We start from the raw sequence: 17,880 nt of genomic DNA, 5'->3' as shown, positions 1-17,880 counted from the left end.
CGCCTGTTCTACAGCCTGTTCCACCGCCTTATTGCGCGGCGGCGTCGATCACGGCTTGCACCGAAGGCGGCATGGCTTGCACATTGCCGGTAATGGTCGGTTTGACGACGTCCACGCCGTGTTGCTTGAGCAACGTGCGGCCTTGCGCGCTCAGCAGGAAGTCGACAAAACTGCTTGCGCCCGCACGGTTCGGTGCGTCGCTGAGAATCGTCAACGTGTAGCTCGCTTTGGCCTGCAATTCGGGCGCCGGACGGAGCGCCGGAATCTTCAGGTCGGACGTTTCTGTCGAATAGAAGAAGCCGGCATCGAGCTGGCCGGATTGCAGGCGGCCCACCAGCGTTTCTTCAGGCAAAACCTGCGCGGGATTTTCCGCGTCACCCAGCGTCTTCTCGACGAGATCCGGCTGATGGTAAAGCTCCGCAGCCTTCGTCATCATCTCGACGGTGAATGCACCCTTCGGATCGAGCTTCGGATCGGTGCGGCCGATGCGGATGCCCGGCTCCTGCAACACCTGATCCCAGCGCTTGCTCTTGAAGTCCGCCGCGAATCTGCTTTGCGGGTTGTAGCCGATCATCAACGGCGATTCGGCGAAGTTCACGTACCACGTGACGTGATCGCCATTCGCCTGACCCATCAGGCTGGTGTTCACTTTCGGGCTCGCGCTGATGAACACGTCGCCGCGACGCAGCTTGCCCTTGATTTCGTTGGCGATCTTGTTCGAGCCCGCCGCATAGCCGCGGAAGTGCTGGCCGGTGGCCTTTTCAAAGGCCGGCCCCACGCTGCGTTCCATCAGATTGACGAGCGAACCGGCGTACAGCACGTTGACCGTGTCGTCCTGCGCGAAGGCGGGCGCGGCTGTCACCACGCCAGCGACGACCACGAAAGAAGCAAGCAGCTTGCGAATCATGCGATTAACCCCGATGCGTTATTAAGAGCGATATATTACGACGCCATCGCATTGCGTTGTGGGCCGCTACGCGCTCCGTGTGATCAATTAATTGAGCGGGAAAATCCGTACGTAGCTCGTGCCGCCCGTGCTGCCGGCGCGGTCGATGGCGTACAGCAGGTGCCGGGGCGTGTCGACGGCCACGCCGCGCGCGTCCTGAAAGTCGTTTGCAAGCACGCTGATGGTGCCGTCCGGCGCGATCCTGCACAGACCCGTGGCGTTGCATTTCGTGTAGAGGGTGCCGCTCGTGTCGACGGCCATGAGGTCGGGGCTGTTGATCTGCGCGAGCGTCGCGCTCGGCGCCACGGCTTGCGATCCACCGAGCAGCGTGCTCAGACTCGCTTTGACGATGTTGTTGTTCGCCTGATCGGAGACGTACACAGTGTCGCCCGACACCGCAACGCCGACCGGTTTGCCGAGGCCTGTCAGCAGATCGCGCTCGAGCGCGGTGTGGGCATTCGGATCGTAAGTGATCAGGCTCAGACCACCCTGCGGCGGCGCGCTGCCGTTTTTGATGAACCACGTCGACAGCAAGCGATTCGCGCCGATCGAGATCAGACCGAGGCGGCGTCGCGCCGGATTGGGGCCGCTCAGCGGCACGATCGTGTCCACACCCGTGATGCTGAACACCGCGCTCGCGGTGCCGAAGCCGAAGCGTTCGATCATCAGCGCGCCGGCGTCGGCGAAGCTCAACTGACTGAGACTGTTGGCCTGGCCAGCTACGACCGGCACAGTGGCGTAATGCGAGAAAGTGTGGCCATCGGGCGAGGAGAGCACGCCGTTGGTTTGATCGTCGGTAATGAAGAGGGCGCCATCCGCCGCGCGCACCGCGATGCCGTTCGGCGAAGCGCTGACGGCGACCCGCTGCGGGACAGCCGTGACGCTATCGCCGCCGCAACTCGCCAGCAAGGCGATCAGGCCACAGCTAACGAGCGCGAGCCGGGTGCTGCGTCGCAGAGCGGGCGAGAGAGCGGGTGAAAAGCGCATGTGATCTCCTGAGCGGCCGGGTTGAAGGCCGGCCGCGAAGCCGGCGTGTCGACGCGAGCCGTGGATTTTTATAGAGGTGGACGCCAACCGGCGCAGCGGCCGATATGCCTGGCGATATATTGCGTATCGATGCGCTTTTGCACCGAGGCGGCCATCGCAGCGTAATATACACACGGAAATAACGGGTGAACAGTCTGGTCAGGCTGCAATGCTGGAGATAACCGCGTATGGATAGTGTGAATATGATTGCCGCGCCTGCTGTCGAAAGCGCGCTCGTCCTGAGCGGACGGTTCCAGCGGACGCTGTCTTTCGACCTCGAGCGGCTCAAGAGTTACGAAAGCGTGCTGGCCAGACCATTCGATCTGCGTTGCTACACGACGAATCGTTTCATTCGCAGCGTTGAGCCATACCGCGGCGTGCGTCTGACGACCTTGATCTCGGAAGCGGGTTTGCCGAACGAGGTGCCGGGCGAGTTCAAGCGGACGGTGTTCGTGGCGGTCGGGCACGATGGCTACGTCGTGACATTCTCGTGGCACGAACTGTTCAACACGCCGATCGGCGAGAACGTGCTGGTTGCGTATGAATGCGATGGCCGCGCGCTCGATGCTGAAGACGGTGCGCCGATTCTGTTTTCCGGTTCGGACATTCTGCCCGCGCCACGCCACGTCAAACGGCTCGCGCGCATCGAGGCTCATGTTTTGGAGCCCTTGGCATAGGGGATTCGAATGACGGGCGTAATATGGTTCGATGTTCTGCATCGTGCTGCCGCCATGTCTGACGAACCGCTTTCGCCTATTGCGGCACTTGCCGCGCCCAGCCCCGAACCGCTGTCGGCGTCGCTCGATGCGCGGGTTGCCGAGCGCACGGCGAAGTGGCTGGCTGCGGCCACGGACTCCGCGTCACCCGATACTCGATTGTTCGCCAGGCTGATTGCCGCGCGCGATGTCCGGGACGAACTGGTGTTGCTTGGGTTGCCGCGACCTGCGTGGCGTGCGCTACTGGAGCGGCACTTTGGGCGCGCACCTGAGCCCGTGTTTGCGTCCTTGCCCGCATTGCCACCCGTCGACACCAGCGAACACGCGGCATTCGTCGAAACGCTGAACGCACTCCTGCTCACTTACGCCAGCGCCGCCGTCGACACGAACGACGCTCGCTGCCTCGCCTCAATCATCGCTCACGCGTGCTTGCGGCCGGATCACCTCTGGCGTGACCTTGGTCTTGCGGGTCGGGAAGAGGTCACATGGATGCTGACGCGCTACTTCCCCACGCTCGTGCTGCTGAATGTCGATAATCTGCGCTGGAAGAAATTCCTCGCCCAGCAACGCGCGCTTTCCTTAGGGCTTCAGCCCGGCCCGGCGCCCGGTTGCCCGGGCTGTGAAGACTACGGGCATTGCTTTCCCGGCCACCCCTGAAAGCCATTCGGCCAGGGTGGCAGCGCGAGGCGGTTCGTGTATGCTTTCGCGCATGGCTGATACCGCTAAAACCAAACCAAGCCCCGCGACAAAATCCGCGAAACCACGCCCCGAAGTGCGCTTCAGAATGCGCATCCGCAGTGGCGACGCTGTCGCGCTCGGACCGGGCAAAGTCGAACTGCTGGAAGCCGTGCGGGAGTACGGCTCGATCTCGGCTGCGGCGCGCAGCCTCGGCATGTCGTACCGGCGCGCCTGGCTACTGATCGACGAGCTGAACCGCTCGCTCAAAACGCCGGCCACGCACTCGGAGCAGGGCGGTCAAAGCGGCGGCGGTTGTACGTTGACGCCCGTCGGCGAACGCATCATTCATCTGTACCGCAATGTTGAAGATGAGGCCCAGCGAAGCTGCGCGAAACAGATCGCCGAATTGACCCGGCTGATTCGTTCCTGAGCACGGCCGCTCGCACGCGCCGCTCAGCCGTGGCGCAGGCAAAACGCCGAGGGCGGCGGATTGCCCAACTGGGCAAGATGCTCGGGCCGCAGCCGGTCCACCAATTCCACAAAGCTCGCCACGCTTGCCGTGCGCAACGGGTGATAGTCGATCTGATGACGCTCGCACACCCGCTTGAGCGTATTCATCGAATCAAGATCGACGCAGTCGACCGGAAACACAACGATATCGGCGCCCGGCAGCGCGGCGGCCAGCAGACCTTTCCGGTCTTCCACGCCGCCGTCGTGCACCACGAAATCGCCGCCGGCGGCCTCCACCAGCCGCTTGAGCGCGGCATTCGAGCCGGGGCGGCCGCCCACGTAGACAATCCGTTTGCCGCGCACGCTGTCGAGGCTGGCTTGCCGCATCTGCGCGCTATGACTGCTGTCCGCTGAATCCACCGTCGCGCGTTCCAGCGCGTCGCATTCGTTCTGCACCAACAGGAGCTGCGCCAACGCCTCATCACGGCTCTTGCGCAACGCGAGTGCGGCGCCCTGTTCTTGCAGCACCCGCTGTTCAGCGGCCTCACGGCGGCTCGTATGCAGCGCCACCCGCTGGTCGCTGTCGGCGAGCTTGTCGCGCAGCCTCGATATCTCCGCTTCGAGATCGGAAGGATCCGTCGGCGTCTGGCGCATGGCCAAGGCGGTGAGTTGCGCGATCTGCTCGTTGAGCGCGGCGATCGCTGCGTCGCGCTGCGTGCTGAGTTGCTGCAAGCGGCTTTGCTGCCGCTCGACTTTCTCTTTCAACTCGGCGTTCTCTGCTTCGAGCGCGACCAGCCTGCGGATGTCCGCGCGATTCGCCGCACCGACCAGATGCGACAGCATGTGCAATTCGCCGAACGCTTTCTGACGCACATGCAGGGTCGCGCACGGATGTGTCATCAGAGCCCAGTAAGCGGGCGGGATCTCGCCGCTTTTCAGCGCTTCGTCCCAGAGCTTCAGCAGCTCGACGTCGTCGGCGGCTTTGTCGAAGCGGCGGATCGCCACCGCATAGTGCTCGTCGAGCAACTTGTGCAGGGCCTTGGCGCCTGCGCCACCATCGATCGCGAGTTCGACTGCCGAGTGATGAATCTCCAGATCGCTCGCGTCCCTGCGATCGAGACCGGTGAATTTAGGCACCAGCTTGCGCAGTTCGTGCGTGCTGAGACAGGTGCCGATGATCGAGCAATGCAGTTGGCCATCGAGCTCGGCGAGGCGCGCGCGGCGTTTGGTGTTCGAGGACGACTCTCTCGCGGGTGTGCAGCACGGACTGGCCACGCGCAAGCCGGTGCCGGCAAGCTCGTCGCCGGACAGTTTGAGACGCGAAGGCTGGGCGAGACGAAAAGGCGGCGTGTGCATGAGGACCTCGAATCCGGATCTGGCGTCAGGCTGACTGAATGTGCGTGCTGGACATCTGCGCCATGCGGGCGCTGCTGGCGATATATTCAAAAAGATATAGCGATCGGCAAAAGAAAACGTTCATATGTAGCAGTGACGAATTAGTCGTTCGGGTGGACGAGCGTGCGCTCAGCGCGTGATTTACGCTGAGTGATCGTGGTAGACGCGGCGGCAGAAACTGTGACAGACGCAGTGGCGGGAACTGCTGCGATGGTGCGGCCGGCGGCGCGACGGACGACGGCCGGCGTCGTACCGCCGGTTGTCCGTGCATGCTGATCCAGAACATGGCCGACGCACAGGCCGACGAACGCGGTATCGAGCCGTTCGAGTTCCGCCACCACCTTGCGTAACGCGGCGAGGTCGTTGCTTAGCGCATCCGAAAAGATCGCGTCGCGAACCTGCTCGGCCGAGCGCGCTTCTTCAATCGACGCTTTGAGATCGCGCAGACGGGCAAAAGCCGCCGTCCTGGCCTGTTCCGCCAGGATCGACAGCAGCTGGTTCAACGAGTGCGAACCCGACGTGCCCACCGACGCGAAGTTCAACTGGTCGCCCGTCAGCATCAGTACGAAGCGCTGCACGCTCCCGTAAAGCCGCCGGTAAGCATCGACGACGTCGCGGATCAATTCGGCGCGGCCACGTTCGGACACCGGTTTCACCGCGACGATGGTTGACGGAGGTCCTTTCGGGCGGCGTCCCGTCGGGGCGGACGAGGTGGGTCGCACTGTGGATCGACTAGGCACTGCTGCTGGCTCCTGCTTGCTTGTTTCGCTTGGTCGTATGCGATTGACGGGCGGGTCGCTGCGCTGCACAAAAGCATACCGTGATATTCGACAGGATATAACGAAAGGCGGCGTGAGGGTAGCGCGAGCGGTTTTACCGGGCGCAGCGCGCCGCCCCGGCGGCCCCATTTTCCGATATCGTGTGCGGCGTGCGCGCCCAACTCAAATTCCGGCGCGCGCTCCTTTCCGGGCCGTTTCCATGACCGGCCGACCGGGTAACGCATACGCACAAGAAAATGAGCCATCCCAACACCGAACTGATCGAGCGTTTTTACACCGCGTTCCAGCAGCGCGACGCCGAAACGATGGCTGCCTGCTATGCCGACGACGTGGTCTTCAGCGATCCGGCCTTTGGCGAGCTGCGCGGCGAAGAGGCCCGCGACATGTGGCGCATGCTGGTGTCGCGCGCGCAGGATTTCTCGCTGACGTTTGAAGGCGTCGAAGCGGACGAACTCAACGGCCGCGCCCATTGGGTGGCCCGTTACACATTCAGTCAGACGGGCCGCACGGTGGTGAACAGCATCGACGCCCGCTTCGTGTTCCGCGACGGCCGCATCGTCGAACACCGCGATACCTTCGACCTGTGGCGTTGGGCCCGTCAGGCTTTGGGGCTCAAGGGCCTGCTGCTCGGCTGGACACCGTTCGTGCAGGGCGCGATCAGGGCGCAGGCGAGAAAAGGCCTCGACCTTTATCGACGCCGGCAGGGCCGCGCATAACGAGTCGACCTGGGTTCAACCCGGGGGCAGCCCGGCGCATTCCCCCAGTCTTGCTATGAACCGGCCAGTTGATGCAGTATTTCGTGATATCGACAAGCGGGGAGTTCTATGCCGGTAGTGGATGCGTCTTGGGAAGCGTGGCTGAGCAGCAACGTAGCGCGCGGTTGCAGCGTCGACTCGATGATCGACGCGATGGTGCAAGCCGGCTTCGCCACGGAAGCCGCGCGCGCGGAAGTGCGCAGAGCGTTCGGCATGAACCCGGCCGACGCAGGAGCGGCCCCGGCGGCCGAAGCGACCGAGGCCGCCCTGGTCAAAACCGCGCCGCAAACCTACCAGTACGACGAGTCGCCCGTTGCGCGCGGCAATGTGATCCGTGCGCACGATCGCGACGTCCGCGTGTTGATGCGCTGCGAGCGGCCCCAGGTGATCGTGTTCGGTGATGTGCTTTCGCCTGACGAATGCGATGAGATGATCGAGCGCTCGCGCCATCGGTTGAAACGTTCAACCACGGTCAATCCCGCCACCGGCAAGGAAGACGTGATCCGCAACCGCACCAGCGAAGGTATCTGGTACCAGCGCGGGGAAGACGCGTTCATCGAAAAGATGGACCGCCGCATCTCGAGTCTGATGAACTGGCCGGTTGAAAACGGCGAGGGGCTGCAGATTCTGCATTACGGCACGACCGGCGAATATCGCCCGCACTTCGATTATTTCCCGCCCGATCAACCCGGCAGTGCGGTGCACACCGCTCAGGGCGGCCAGCGCGTGTCGACTCTGGTGATCTATCTGAACGACGTGCCCGACGGCGGCGAGACGATCTTCCCGGAAGCGGGCATGTCGGTCGCCGCGGTGAAGGGTGGCGCAGTGTATTTCCGCTATATGAACGGCCAGCGTCAACTCGATCCACTGACCTTGCACGGCGGCGCGCCGGTGCTCGGCGGCGACAAATGGATCATGACGAAGTGGATGCGCGAGCGCGCCTACGGCTGAGGCGCGCGCTATTCAGCGGCGTGCGGTGCGGCGGTTTTCCCATGAGCACCGGCTGACAGTTGCTTCAATGCGCTGCGCGCGCCGACACAGCCCATGCGCATGATCATCAGGCCGATTGCCGCGCCGGCCACGTGGTCGAGCATCGGCATGCCCGCGATGCTGCCGGCCACTCCCAATGTTGCAACCAGCGCCGACACCGCATCCATCCGCGCGTGCCATGCACTTGCCAGCAGAATCGCCGAGCCGGTGCGCTGGCCTTCGGCGCGCATGTAACGGAACAACGCCTCCTTGGCGATCGTGACGAAGCCGCTAATGGCGAGCGCACCGACTTGCATCGTCGTGTTGCCGCTCAATGCGGCGGTTTGCCCGATGCTGTGCCAGAGCATTTCGGCTGCCGTGACAATCAGCAGGGCGGCAATGAAGAGAGATGCAAAGGCTTGCGTGGTGCTGCCGTCCCCTTCGCGCGGCGCTGCGTTCAGGTGTTTCGAGCTGAGATACAGCGCGATCAGCACGACGCCGTCTGCGGCTAGGTCGCTGAAGGTGTGGACGCCGTCCGCCACCAGCCCGTCCGAATGCGCTGTCAGGCCGATGGCAATCTGCAGCGCCATGAGAAAGGCGTTGAGCAGCGCGCTGGTGGAGGCGGCTTTAAGCAAGGCGGCCGCCTTGTGTGGTGCGGCTGTAGCTGTCGCTCTCGCGCGCGGAAGGCTGTGGCATCGGGTCGGGACGGGTTATGTTGTCGCAGAAAATTACCCGTCGAACGTGGCGCGCAGATGACAGTGCTGTAACGGCTGCCGGCGATCAGGATCACCTCGTCAGCCCGGACGTAGGCGAGCAGGTCGCTCGGCCTACACGTGCTACATCGACAGGCGGCTCCGTCACCAGCCGCCCGCGCCGCACTCAAGCCGTTTTGTAAACGTCCGGATTGTGCATTTCCATGTAACGCTCCGGCGTTGTCAGTCCCTTGAAGCCGTGCGGTTCGTAGACGTGGTGAGCGTCGCTCGTCACGAGCACGATTCTGCGCAAACCGGTCAGCGATGGGCTGCCGAATATATGCTTCATCAACGCCGAGGCGTATCCCTTGCCACGGTATGGCGGCAGCACGAATACATCGCACAGGTACGCGAATGTCGCCTGGTCCGTGATCAGGCGGGCAAATGCGATCTGCCTGCCTTCGATATATGCGCCGAAACATAGCGACCCCGCTATTGCCCGGTCGAACGTCTCGCGCGGCATACCCTTCGCCCACGCCGTTTCCTGCGACAGAAACGCGTAGACCATCTCTATGTCGAGGTCGGCCGTGTTGCTCGAAATCGTCAGATTGTTTGCTTGCACTGCGTGTCCCCGCCTGTTCTGATCAAGCCATCAAAGGATGCGGCGCCGGTTGGGCACCGCGCCGCTGCTTCAACTCCGCTTCAAACCTTGCCACCCTTTCAGCCCGCGACGAGCTCAACCCTTCGCCGGATCTTCGGTGCCGCGCGAACCGCCGCCAATGCTCTGTCCGGCATCGCGCGCGAGACCGAGGTAGCCGGTCACGGACACCAGCGTCAGCACGCCGGCAAACAGGAACGCGAGGCGGAAATCGTCCAGGGTGAAGACACGGCCGGTCGTCTCGCCGTTGAAGAACGCCGCTGCGCGCAGCGAGACGGCGCCGAACGCGATGCCCAGACCGATCGTCATTTGCGCGGCGGCGCTCCATAGCGTGCTCGCCGCGCTCATCTGCGGCTGTGCGACGTCGGCGTAGGCGAGGGTGGCAAGCGTCGAGAATTGCATCGAGCGCGCCACGCCGTAAATGAACACGACGAACAGCACCAGCGCGAGCGGCACGTTCGGCGTTAACAGCCCGCAGGCAATGATGAAAACGCCGGCCACCGCCACGTCGATAATCGACACCATGCGGAAACCGTAGCGTTGCAGAATGCGCGTGGTCAGCGCCTTCATGCCGAGATTGCCGAGCGCGCTCGCGAGCAGCAACAGGCCGGACTTGAACGCCGACAAGCCGAAACCAACCTGGAACAGCAGCGGCATCAGATACGGCACCGCGCCAATGCCGATCCGGGTGAACGAGCCGGTCACCACTGTCACGGAGAAGGTCGGAATTTTTAGCGTGGAGACGTCGATCAGCGGATGCGGATGACGCTTCGCATGCTGGAACGCCACCACGCCCATCAGCAATCCGCCGACGATGAACGCGCCCGCCACCCAGGGATTTTCGCCGGGCTGGCTCGCCAGTTCAGCGCCATACAGAATCGCCGTGAGCGTCGTGGCGCTCAGCAGGAGGCCGACGATGTCGAGTGGCTTGCGTTCGGTGCCACGCAGGTTCGGCACCAGCGCGAGCGCAACGGCCATCGCCGCCAGGCCGAACGGCACGTTCAGCAGAAAGATCCAGCGCCAGGATGCATAGGTGGTGATGAACCCGCCCACCGGCGGACCAACCACCGGCGCGGCGATGGCCGGCCAGGTGATGGTCGAGATCGCCTGCATCATCCGGCTCTTTTCCGTGCTGCGGACCACGATCAAACGGCCCACCGGCACCATCATCGCGCCACCCATGCCTTGCAGCAGCCGCGCGGCGGTAAATTCGGTCACGTTCTGCGACAAGCCGCACAACACCGAAGCCACCGTGAAGACACCGATCGCGCTGAAGAACACCGTGCGCGAGCCGCAGCGGTCGGCAACCCAGCCGCTCACGGGGATGAAAATTGCCAGCGCCAGCATGTAGGCCGTCATGCCGAGACTCAGGCTGTTCGGCCCGACGCCGAACGAGTGCGCCATCTGCGGCAAGGCAGTGGCGATCACCGTGGTGTCGAGATACTCCATGAAGAAGGTGGCCGCGACGATGTACGGCAGCCAGCCGACATGTGAATTGCGTGTGTCGGCGGTCATGGCGCCGTCCTCGAGACCTGGCCGTTGCGGGTGGATTCGATGACGCCGTTGGCGTCTTTAGCGTGCCGGCGTGTCCCGCGCGATTGTGATGACTTCATGTTCTTGCGACAACCTTTCGAAAACGTGTTTCCGGCATCCCTCGATGGACGGGCAACGAGGTCGCGGCCTGTCTGGCGTCGGCCAGCTCTGCATCGTAACGCAACAAGCCGCTGCAGACAGCGGCGCGCCACGCCAACGTAGCGAGGCCGCGCCGGAAACACGGCTTTCTTGCCGCTCAGTCCTTTGCCGCGTATTCGCGATCGAGCTTGTCGTACAGCGGTTTGTTCACAAGACGCTGGCGTTCGCTGAACGGCGCGACCAGCGTCGCGTCTTCATCGAGACGCCCATTGCTCTTCAACGTGCCGAGCGCGCGTTGCATGCCGAGCACCGCGCCTTGCAGTGCCGCGTTGGCATATAGCACGATGCCGTAGCCGAGCTTGGCGAGCGCTTCACGCGATTGCACCGGCGTCTTGCCGCCGATCACGATGTTGATCAATTGCGGCTTGTCGAACAGTCCCGGCAGACGCTCGATGTCGGCAAGCGATTCGGTCGCTTCGATAAACAGAATGTCCGCGCCGGCTTCGATGAAGCGATGACCGCGCTCGATCGCGTCTTCGATGCCGTGGACGGCGGCCGCATCGGTGCGCGCCATGATCTGCAGGTTGCCGTCTTCGCGGGCGTCGACGGCGGCGCGGATCTTGCCGACCATCTCGCTCGTGCTGACGACTTCCTTGCCGGAGAAGTGGCCGCATTTCTTCGGCATGATCTGGTCTTCGAACTGGATCACGTCGGCGCCGCTGCGCTCGAGCACGCGCACGGTCTGGCGTACGTTCAGTGCGTTGCCGAAGCCGGTGTCGGCGTCGACGATCAGCGGCAGCGCGACCGCGTCGCGAATCCGTGCGCAGTGCTCGGCAACTTCAGCGAGACCGATGAAGCCAAGATCGGGCAGCCCGAGCGACATATTCGTGACGCCCGCGCCCGTGATGTAGATCGCCTCGAAGCCGGCGTCTTCAATCACGCGCGCACTCATCGCATTGAAGGCGCCCGGCACGAGCAGGCCCTGGCGTTGGTTGACTTTGGCGCGGAACGCGGCGCGGCGATTAGCGGAAGTGCTCATGACGATGTGTCTCCAGACGGAAAGTGGGTGATAGAACGCTGAGCTGAATTTGCAGGAAGCATGCCATTTGCCGCGCTTCACGGTTTGTGCCGAACAATCAAAAGCTTAGGCGGAAAGGGGCCGCGCCGCGGTTCATGGCAAAATAGCCAGTATGTTCCATGAAACGTTTCATGGAACGTTTCAGCTACGAGCGGAGTGTCGCAGTGTCCACGTTCACGTCATCCCTTGCCAATTCCAATTCCGGCCGCCCAGGTGTCGCTCTCGTCAGTATCAGCCGGTTGCAATCGCTTTGCGAGACGGTCGCGCCGCGCTATACCGAACGGGCCAGATTTTTTTCGGTCCGGGAGGGCTACGGCGCCGCCGTCACCGCCTTGCAAGCCTATGTGGACGCGGGTTCGGTCGATGTCGTGCTGGCAGCCGGGTCGAACGGCGCCTATCTGCGCGACAACCTGAGCGTGCCGGTGGTGATGGTCAAGGTGAACGGCTTCGACGTACTGAGCGCGATCACCCGCGCTACGACGACCTGGCCCGGTGCAAAGATCGGCCTTGTCCTGCACGAAACCATCTCGCACGAACTCGCGGACCTGAGCGCGTGGCTGAATGTCAGCCTGAAACAGCGCGCCTACCAGTCAATCGATGAAGTGCGGCTCGCGGTCGCGGGCCTCGCCGCTGAGGGCTGCAGCGTCATCATCGGCCCGGGCATGGCTTGCGATTTTGCCCAGCAAGCCGGTCTTGATAGTGTGTTTCTGTACTCGCTGGGCGCCGTCGAAGAAGCGTTCGAGCGCTCGGTCGAGCTGGCGCGCGTGAGTCGTCAGAAGGAATCGAAGCGGGTACGCCTGAACACGATCGTCGCCCATCTGCGCGACGGCGTGGCTGCTTTCGACGACGCCGGTCAACTCGAAGCAGTCAATCCGGCCATGCTCGATCTGCTCGGCCTCGACCGCGAACAGGACGTCCCGGCGCAGCTGACGCGCGCTGTCGGCCCGTTGCTGCGCGAGACGCTTGAGCATGACATGCCGGTCGAGGAGCGTATCGAACAGATCGGCGGCCGCGCGCTGATCGTCAATTGTGTGCCGATCCTCGAGCAGGGCGCGCGTTCGGGCTCGGTCGTCACGGTGCAGGACGCGCTGGTCGCGCAACGTATCGACCGCTCGCTGCGCACCAGCCAGCGGCCGAAGCACCTGGTCGCGCGGCACCATCTGGATGATCTGATCGGCAGTTCGGCGGTGCTCGAGCGGGTTCGGCGGTTGGCGCGCGCAGGCGCGGCTCACGACGCCACCGTGCTGCTGAGCGGCGAAAGCGGCACTGGCAAGGAGCTGGTCGCGCAGGGCATCCACAATGCCAGCCGGCGGCGCGGCAATCCGTTTGTCGCCTTCAATTGCGCGGCACTCCCTGAAGGGCTGATCGAGAGCGAACTGTTCGGTCACGAGGAAGGCGCGTTCACCGGCGCGCGCCGGGGCGGCAAGCCGGGGCTCTTCGAAATCGCCCACACCGGGACGATCTTCCTCGACGAAATCGGCGAAATGCCGGCGGCGCTGCAAAGCCGGCTGCTGCGGGTGTTGCAGGAGCGCGAAGTCATGAAGCTCGGCTCCGGGCGTGCGACCCCCGTCGACGTGCGGGTGATTGCCGCCACGCATCGCGATCTGCACGCGCTGGTCGAGCAGGGTGCGTTCCGCGCGGACCTGTATTTTCGGCTGAATCTGCTTCAGATAGAATTGCCGCCGCTGCGCGAAAGACGCGGCGATGTCGCGCAACTGGCGCGGCACTTGTTGAACCGCAGCGCGCTCCAATATGGGCTGTCGGGCGCCGCGCTCGAGCGAGTATTGGCGTTCCTCACGCCTTTGTTCGAGCACTATGCGTGGCCCGGCAATGTGCGGGAACTGGAAAATCTGCTGGCGCGCGCCGCGATTTATCTGAGCGATTCGGCCGGCGAGGGGTGGCAGGACCTGCAGGCAGTGTTTCCGGAGTTCGGGCGGATGCGGCAGACAGCCGCGGACGTGCGGGGGGCCGTTGTTCCCGCCCACGCCGCCGGTGATCCCTCAGCCCGTCGCTCACTCACCCGCGAGGATGTCGTTCGCGCCCTTGAACAGGCTGGCGGCAATCGCGCTGCAGCAAGCCGGGCGCTGGGAATCGGCCGCACGACCCTCTGGCGGCTCATGAGAGACTGATCCCGGAATTGGTGCGACGCAATAGTCGCCGGTAGTCAGTCAAATAGTAATAAACTATCGAAATAATTTAAACACACCGCTTTACCTATTAAGTAACGTCTGACATACTGACTCCACTTTCCAACCACTCCGAAAGAGGACTCAGTAAATGCCGATCATCAACAGTCAAGTCAAACCGTTCAAGGCGCAGGCTTATCACAATGGCGACTTCCAGACCGTCACTGAAGAGAGCCTGAAGGGCAAGTGGTCGGTTTTCGTTTTCTACCCGGCTGACTTCACGTTTGTTTGCCCGACCGAACTGGGCGACCTGGCAGATCGTTACGCCGAATTCAAGAAGCTCGGCGTCGAAATCTACAGCGTTTCGACCGATACGCACTTCACGCACAAGGCATGGCACGACACGTCGGACACGATCCAGAAGATCAAGTACCCGATGATCGCTGACCCGACCCTGGCAATTTCACGCAACTTCGACGTGCTGATCGAAGAAGAAGGCCTGGCACTGCGTGGCACGTTCGTGATCAACCCGGAAGGCGAGATCAAGCTGGCCGAAATTCACGACAACGGCATTGGCCGTGACGCTGGCGAGTTGCTGCGCAAGGTGCAAGCAGCGCAATACATCGCGGCTCACCCGGGTGAAGTTTGCCCCGCCAAGTGGACGCCGGGCGCAGAAACGCTGACCCCGTCGCTCGACCTGATCGGCAAGATCTAAGGTCTAAGCCTCACGCAGTACGCGCCTCACGGCGCATTGCCGTGCGGACCGCTTGATACAGCGGTTCGCGCGTGCCCGGACTGCGCGCCTCCCATCCGGATGCGCGCGGCGCCCGGGATCCAACACCCCTCGTCACGGAATCGAATAGCCATGCTGGACGCCAATCTCAAGACTCAGTTGAAATCCTACCTCGAAAAGGTTAGCAGGCCTATCGAGATCGTCGCCTCGCTCGACGACAGCGCGAAATCGCAAGAGCTGCTGGCATTGCTGAGCGATATCGCGACGTTGTCGGAACGCGTCACCGTGATCGAACGTCGTGGCGACAGCGAACGCAAGCCGTCGTTTTCGATCGGCGAGCCGGGCAAGGAAACCGGTATCCGTTTCGCTGGCATTCCGATGGGGCATGAATTCACATCGCTCGTCCTCGCGCTTTTGCAGGTCGGCGGTCATCCGGTCAAACTCGAAGACGCAGTGATCGAACAGATCCGCAGCCTCGACGGCGACTATCAATTCGAAACGTATTTTTCGCTGTCATGCCAGAACTGCCCGGAAGTCGTCCAGGCACTGAACGTGATGGCGCTGATCAACCCGCGCATCCGCCACGTGGCGATCGACGGCGCATTGTTCCAGAACGAAGTCGAAGCGCGCCAGATCATGGCGGTACCGACGATGTTCATGAACGGCGAAGTGTTCGGCCAGGGCCGCAGCGGTGTGAAGGAAATCCTCGCGAAGCTCGACACCAATGCGGGTGCGCGTGCGGCGAAGGAACTGGAAAAGAAGCCGGTGTTCGATACGCTGATCGTGGGCGGTGGCCCGGCAGGCGCGGCTGCGGCGATCTACTCGGCGCGCAAGGGTATTGCGACGGGTGTGGTGGCGGAACGCTTCGGCGGCCAGGTGCTCGATACGCTGGCGATCGAGAACTTCGTCTCCGTAACGGAAACCGAAGGACCGAAGTTCGCCACGGCGCTCGAACAGCACGTGAAGAGTTACGAAGTCGACATCATGGACGTGCAGCGCGCTGAAGCGCTGATTCCGGGCCGCATCAACGAAGTGCGTCTGGCGAACGGCGCGGTGCTGAAGGCGAAGACGATCATTCTGGCGACGGGTGCCCGTTGGCGCGAAATCAACGTGCCGGGCGAGCGCGAATACCGCAACCACGGCGTGGCGTACTGCCCGCACTGCGATGGTCCGCTGTTCAAGGGCAAGCGCGTTGCGGTGATCGGCGGCGGTAATTCCGGCGTCGAAGCGGCGATTGATCTCGCGGGTATCGTGCGTGAAGTGACGTTGTTCGAATTCGGCGCGCAATTGCGTGCCGATGAAGTGCTGCAACGCAAGCTGCGCAGCCTTGCCAACGTGACGATCGTCACGCAGGCACAGACTACGGAAATCACCGGCGACGGCAAGAAGGTCAACGGTCTGGTCTACAAGGACCTGCGTTCAGGCGAAACGAAGAACATCGAACTCGAAGGCGTGTTCGTGCAGATCGGTCTCGTGCCGAATACCGAATGGCTGAAGGGCACGGTGGAATTGTCGAAACACGGCGAGATCGTCGTCGATGCACGCGGCGCAACGTCGGTGCCGGGCGTGTTTGCTGCCGGCGACGTGACCACGGTTCCGTTCAAGCAGATCGTGATTGCAGTGGGCGAGGGCGCGAAGGCATCGCTCTCCGCTTTCGATCATTTGATCCGCAGCAGTGATGTGGATGAAGTGGTGAGCGAAGTGGAAACTGAAGCGACAGCTTGATGGTGTTGCGTGCGTAGTGGACGGCGGCCTGCGGGCCGCCGTTTTTGTTTGTAGTTGGGACCGGAGCGCGTCAATGCGAGCTGAGCCATTTGGGGAGCAAGACTGATCACAAAGCTGGCGCCCTGGGGTGCACTGCAGCAAACTACCCAACACCCGTTTTATTCACCCGCTCGACGCCCACCCCAAATGCCCCACCAACAGTCCCTTCGTTTGGAGCCTCCCCCCTAGGCTAATTCCTTGGCTATCCACCCGTCAGGCCATATAAATCTGGAAGTCGGGCACGGTCCTGCCGACATGCGCATTGGCTCGCGAGCGCGCAGCTTGCCGATACCAGGCGACATAAAACAAGGAGGGAGACAATGGCAACATCGCAGGCGGCCCCCGCTCGGTGGGTCGACAGCAAGCGCTATCTGTGGCTGCTGGGCGCACTCACCATCACTTTGCCGCTGCATGCGGCCAATCTTGCGTTGCAGACTGGCTGGCATATTTTCTGGTGGTTCGGGCCGATTTTTGTGTTCGGCATTATCCCGGTGCTCGACTATCTGATCGGCGACGATCCGAGCAATCCGCCCGAGGAAGTCGTCCCCACGCTCGAACGGGAGCGCTATTACCGCCGCGTCGTCTATCTGGCCACCTTCATCGAATACGTGTCGTTCTTCGGCGCGCTGTGGATCGTCGGCACGCACGCTTTGACGTGGTACGACTATCTGGGTTTTGCGCTATCGCTGGGCGCCGCGACTGGCGTATCGATCAATACCGCGCACGAACTGGGTCACAAGACGGATGGTTTCGAACGATGGCTCGCCAAGATCACGCTGGCGCCGGTCGCCTACGGCCATTTCTTCGTCGAACATAATCGTGGACACCACGTGCGTGTCGCTACGCCGCCCGATCCGGCGAGCGCGCGCTATGGCGAATCATTCTGGCGGTTTCTGCCGCGCACGGTATTCGGCAGTATCGCGTCGGCGTGGCGCCTTGAGAAACATCGGCTCGAACGCCTCGGCAAATCGCCCTGGACATGGCGCAATGAAGTCCTGCACTCGTGGGCCATGACCGTGGTGCTGTGGGGCGCGATGATCGCGCTGTTCGGAAAAACGGTGATTCCGTTTCTGCTGATTCAGGCAGCGTACGGGGCCTCGCTGCTCGAAGTGGTCAACTATCTCGAGCATTACGGGCTCGGCCGCAAGCAGCTCGCGAGCGGCCGTTACGAGCGCTGCCAGCCGCAGCACTCATGGAACAGCAATCGTATCGTGACGAATCTGTTTCTGTACCAGCTGCAGCGTCATGCCGATCATCATGCGAATCCGACGCGCTCTTATCAGGCGCTGCGTCATTTCGATGGTGCACCGCAATTGCCTTCCGGTTACGCGACGATGATCATGCTCGCGTATGTGCCGCCACTGTGGTTCCGCGTGATGAACCCGCGGGTGGTCGCGCATTATCAAGGCAACATGGCGCAGTCGAATATCCGGCCGGCCATTCGTGAGCGCGTGCTGGCGCAGTTTGCCGGCTAACGTGGATT

Annotated in this window: 17 protein-coding genes; 9 read left to right on the top strand and 8 right to left on the bottom strand. The window is 62.8% G+C overall.

All coding sequences use genetic code 11. The features are described from left to right. Positions 1–28: 28 nt before the first annotated feature. Entirely contained in the window at positions 29–907 is an 879-nt protein-coding gene (locus R8871_RS17190; RefSeq protein WP_175051526.1) for an extracellular solute-binding protein, read from the bottom strand. 87 nt (positions 908–994) lie between these two features. Beyond that, the gene (locus tag R8871_RS17185; protein WP_175051525.1) at positions 995–1,933 is read right to left on the bottom strand and encodes an NHL repeat-containing protein; all 939 of its coding nucleotides are present in this window, start codon (positions 1,931–1,933) and stop codon (positions 995–997) included. A 227-nt stretch (positions 1,934–2,160) separates the two neighbouring features. Here R8871_RS17185 and R8871_RS17180 point away from each other — a divergent pair, with 227 nt between their 5' ends. From R8871_RS17180 to R8871_RS17170, 3 genes are all read left to right on the top strand, one after another. Continuing rightward, positions 2,161–2,649 carry a molybdopterin-dependent oxidoreductase gene (locus R8871_RS17180; protein ID WP_175051524.1) on the top strand — a complete coding sequence of 163 codons (489 nt, stop codon included), beginning with the start codon at positions 2,161–2,163 and terminating at the stop codon, positions 2,647–2,649. A gap of 54 nt (positions 2,650–2,703) precedes the next feature. Further along, on the top strand, positions 2,704–3,345 hold the full coding sequence (locus R8871_RS17175) for a nitrogen fixation protein NifQ (RefSeq protein ID WP_175051792.1): 642 nt from the start codon (positions 2,704–2,706) through the stop codon (positions 3,343–3,345). Positions 3,346–3,472: 127 nt separating this feature from the next. Next, positions 3,473–3,796 carry a winged helix-turn-helix domain-containing protein gene (locus R8871_RS17170; RefSeq protein WP_175051523.1) on the top strand — a complete coding sequence of 108 codons (324 nt, stop codon included), beginning with the start codon at positions 3,473–3,475 and terminating at the stop codon, positions 3,794–3,796. A gap of 23 nt (positions 3,797–3,819) precedes the next feature. Here the strand turns inward: R8871_RS17170 and R8871_RS17165 are convergent, their stop codons facing one another. Both R8871_RS17165 and R8871_RS17160 read right to left on the bottom strand, forming a co-directional pair. Continuing rightward, positions 3,820–5,172, bottom strand: a complete 1,353-nt coding sequence (locus R8871_RS17165; protein WP_175051522.1) for a DUF2325 domain-containing protein — start codon at positions 5,170–5,172, stop codon at positions 3,820–3,822. A 140-nt stretch (positions 5,173–5,312) separates the two neighbouring features. Beyond that, positions 5,313–5,858 (bottom strand): hypothetical protein, encoded by a 546-nt coding sequence (locus R8871_RS17160; protein WP_246287606.1) that lies wholly within the window; start codon positions 5,856–5,858, stop codon positions 5,313–5,315. A gap of 368 nt (positions 5,859–6,226) precedes the next feature. Between R8871_RS17160 and R8871_RS17155 the strand changes: the two genes are divergently transcribed. After that, positions 6,227–6,706, top strand: a complete 480-nt coding sequence (locus R8871_RS17155) for a nuclear transport factor 2 family protein (RefSeq protein WP_175051521.1) — start codon at positions 6,227–6,229, stop codon at positions 6,704–6,706. Positions 6,707–6,814: 108 nt separating this feature from the next. Then, positions 6,815–7,696: a 2OG-Fe(II) oxygenase gene (locus R8871_RS17150; RefSeq protein WP_175051520.1), complete on the top strand. Its 882-nt coding sequence runs from the start codon at positions 6,815–6,817 to the stop codon at positions 7,694–7,696. An 8-nt stretch (positions 7,697–7,704) separates the two neighbouring features. Here the strand turns inward: R8871_RS17150 and R8871_RS17145 are convergent, their stop codons facing one another. The 4 genes from R8871_RS17145 to R8871_RS17130 form a co-directional block, all read right to left on the bottom strand. Continuing rightward, entirely contained in the window at positions 7,705–8,349 is a 645-nt protein-coding gene (locus tag R8871_RS17145) for a cation diffusion facilitator family transporter (protein WP_175051519.1), read from the bottom strand. A 244-nt stretch (positions 8,350–8,593) separates the two neighbouring features. Continuing rightward, on the bottom strand, positions 8,594–9,028 hold the full coding sequence (locus tag R8871_RS17140; RefSeq protein ID WP_175051518.1) for a GNAT family N-acetyltransferase: 435 nt from the start codon (positions 9,026–9,028) through the stop codon (positions 8,594–8,596). 114 nt (positions 9,029–9,142) lie between these two features. Next, complete coding sequence (locus R8871_RS17135; RefSeq protein WP_175051517.1) at positions 9,143–10,579, bottom strand: MFS transporter; 1,437 nt, start codon at positions 10,577–10,579, stop codon at positions 9,143–9,145. A 274-nt stretch (positions 10,580–10,853) separates the two neighbouring features. Beyond that, positions 10,854–11,735, bottom strand: a complete 882-nt coding sequence (locus R8871_RS17130) for an isocitrate lyase/PEP mutase family protein (protein ID WP_175051516.1) — start codon at positions 11,733–11,735, stop codon at positions 10,854–10,856. Positions 11,736–11,905: 170 nt separating this feature from the next. Between R8871_RS17130 and prpR the strand changes: the two genes are divergently transcribed. The 4 genes from prpR (at position 11,906) to R8871_RS17110 (ending at position 17,872) form a co-directional block, all read left to right on the top strand. Further along, positions 11,906–13,903, top strand: a complete 1,998-nt coding sequence (gene prpR / locus R8871_RS17125; RefSeq protein ID WP_175051515.1) for a propionate catabolism operon regulatory protein PrpR — start codon at positions 11,906–11,908, stop codon at positions 13,901–13,903. A 148-nt stretch (positions 13,904–14,051) separates the two neighbouring features. After that, positions 14,052–14,615, top strand: coding sequence for an alkyl hydroperoxide reductase subunit C (gene ahpC / locus R8871_RS17120; protein WP_054035375.1), 564 nt, complete (start codon positions 14,052–14,054; stop codon positions 14,613–14,615). 150 nt (positions 14,616–14,765) lie between these two features. Further along, positions 14,766–16,358, top strand: coding sequence for an alkyl hydroperoxide reductase subunit F (ahpF, locus tag R8871_RS17115; RefSeq protein WP_175051514.1), 1,593 nt, complete (start codon positions 14,766–14,768; stop codon positions 16,356–16,358). Between the two features lie 359 nt (positions 16,359–16,717). Continuing rightward, positions 16,718–17,872 (top strand): alkane 1-monooxygenase, encoded by a 1,155-nt coding sequence (locus R8871_RS17110; RefSeq protein ID WP_175051513.1) that lies wholly within the window; start codon positions 16,718–16,720, stop codon positions 17,870–17,872. The last annotated feature ends 8 nt before the right edge of the window (positions 17,873–17,880 follow it).

This window comes from Paraburkholderia sediminicola (assembly GCF_902859805.1).
In the GTDB taxonomy this organism is placed as follows: Bacteria; Pseudomonadota; Gammaproteobacteria; order Burkholderiales; family Burkholderiaceae; genus Paraburkholderia; species Paraburkholderia sediminicola.
The sequence above is the reverse complement of the archived record's forward strand: the minus strand, read 5'-3'. Positions and strand labels throughout refer to the sequence as shown.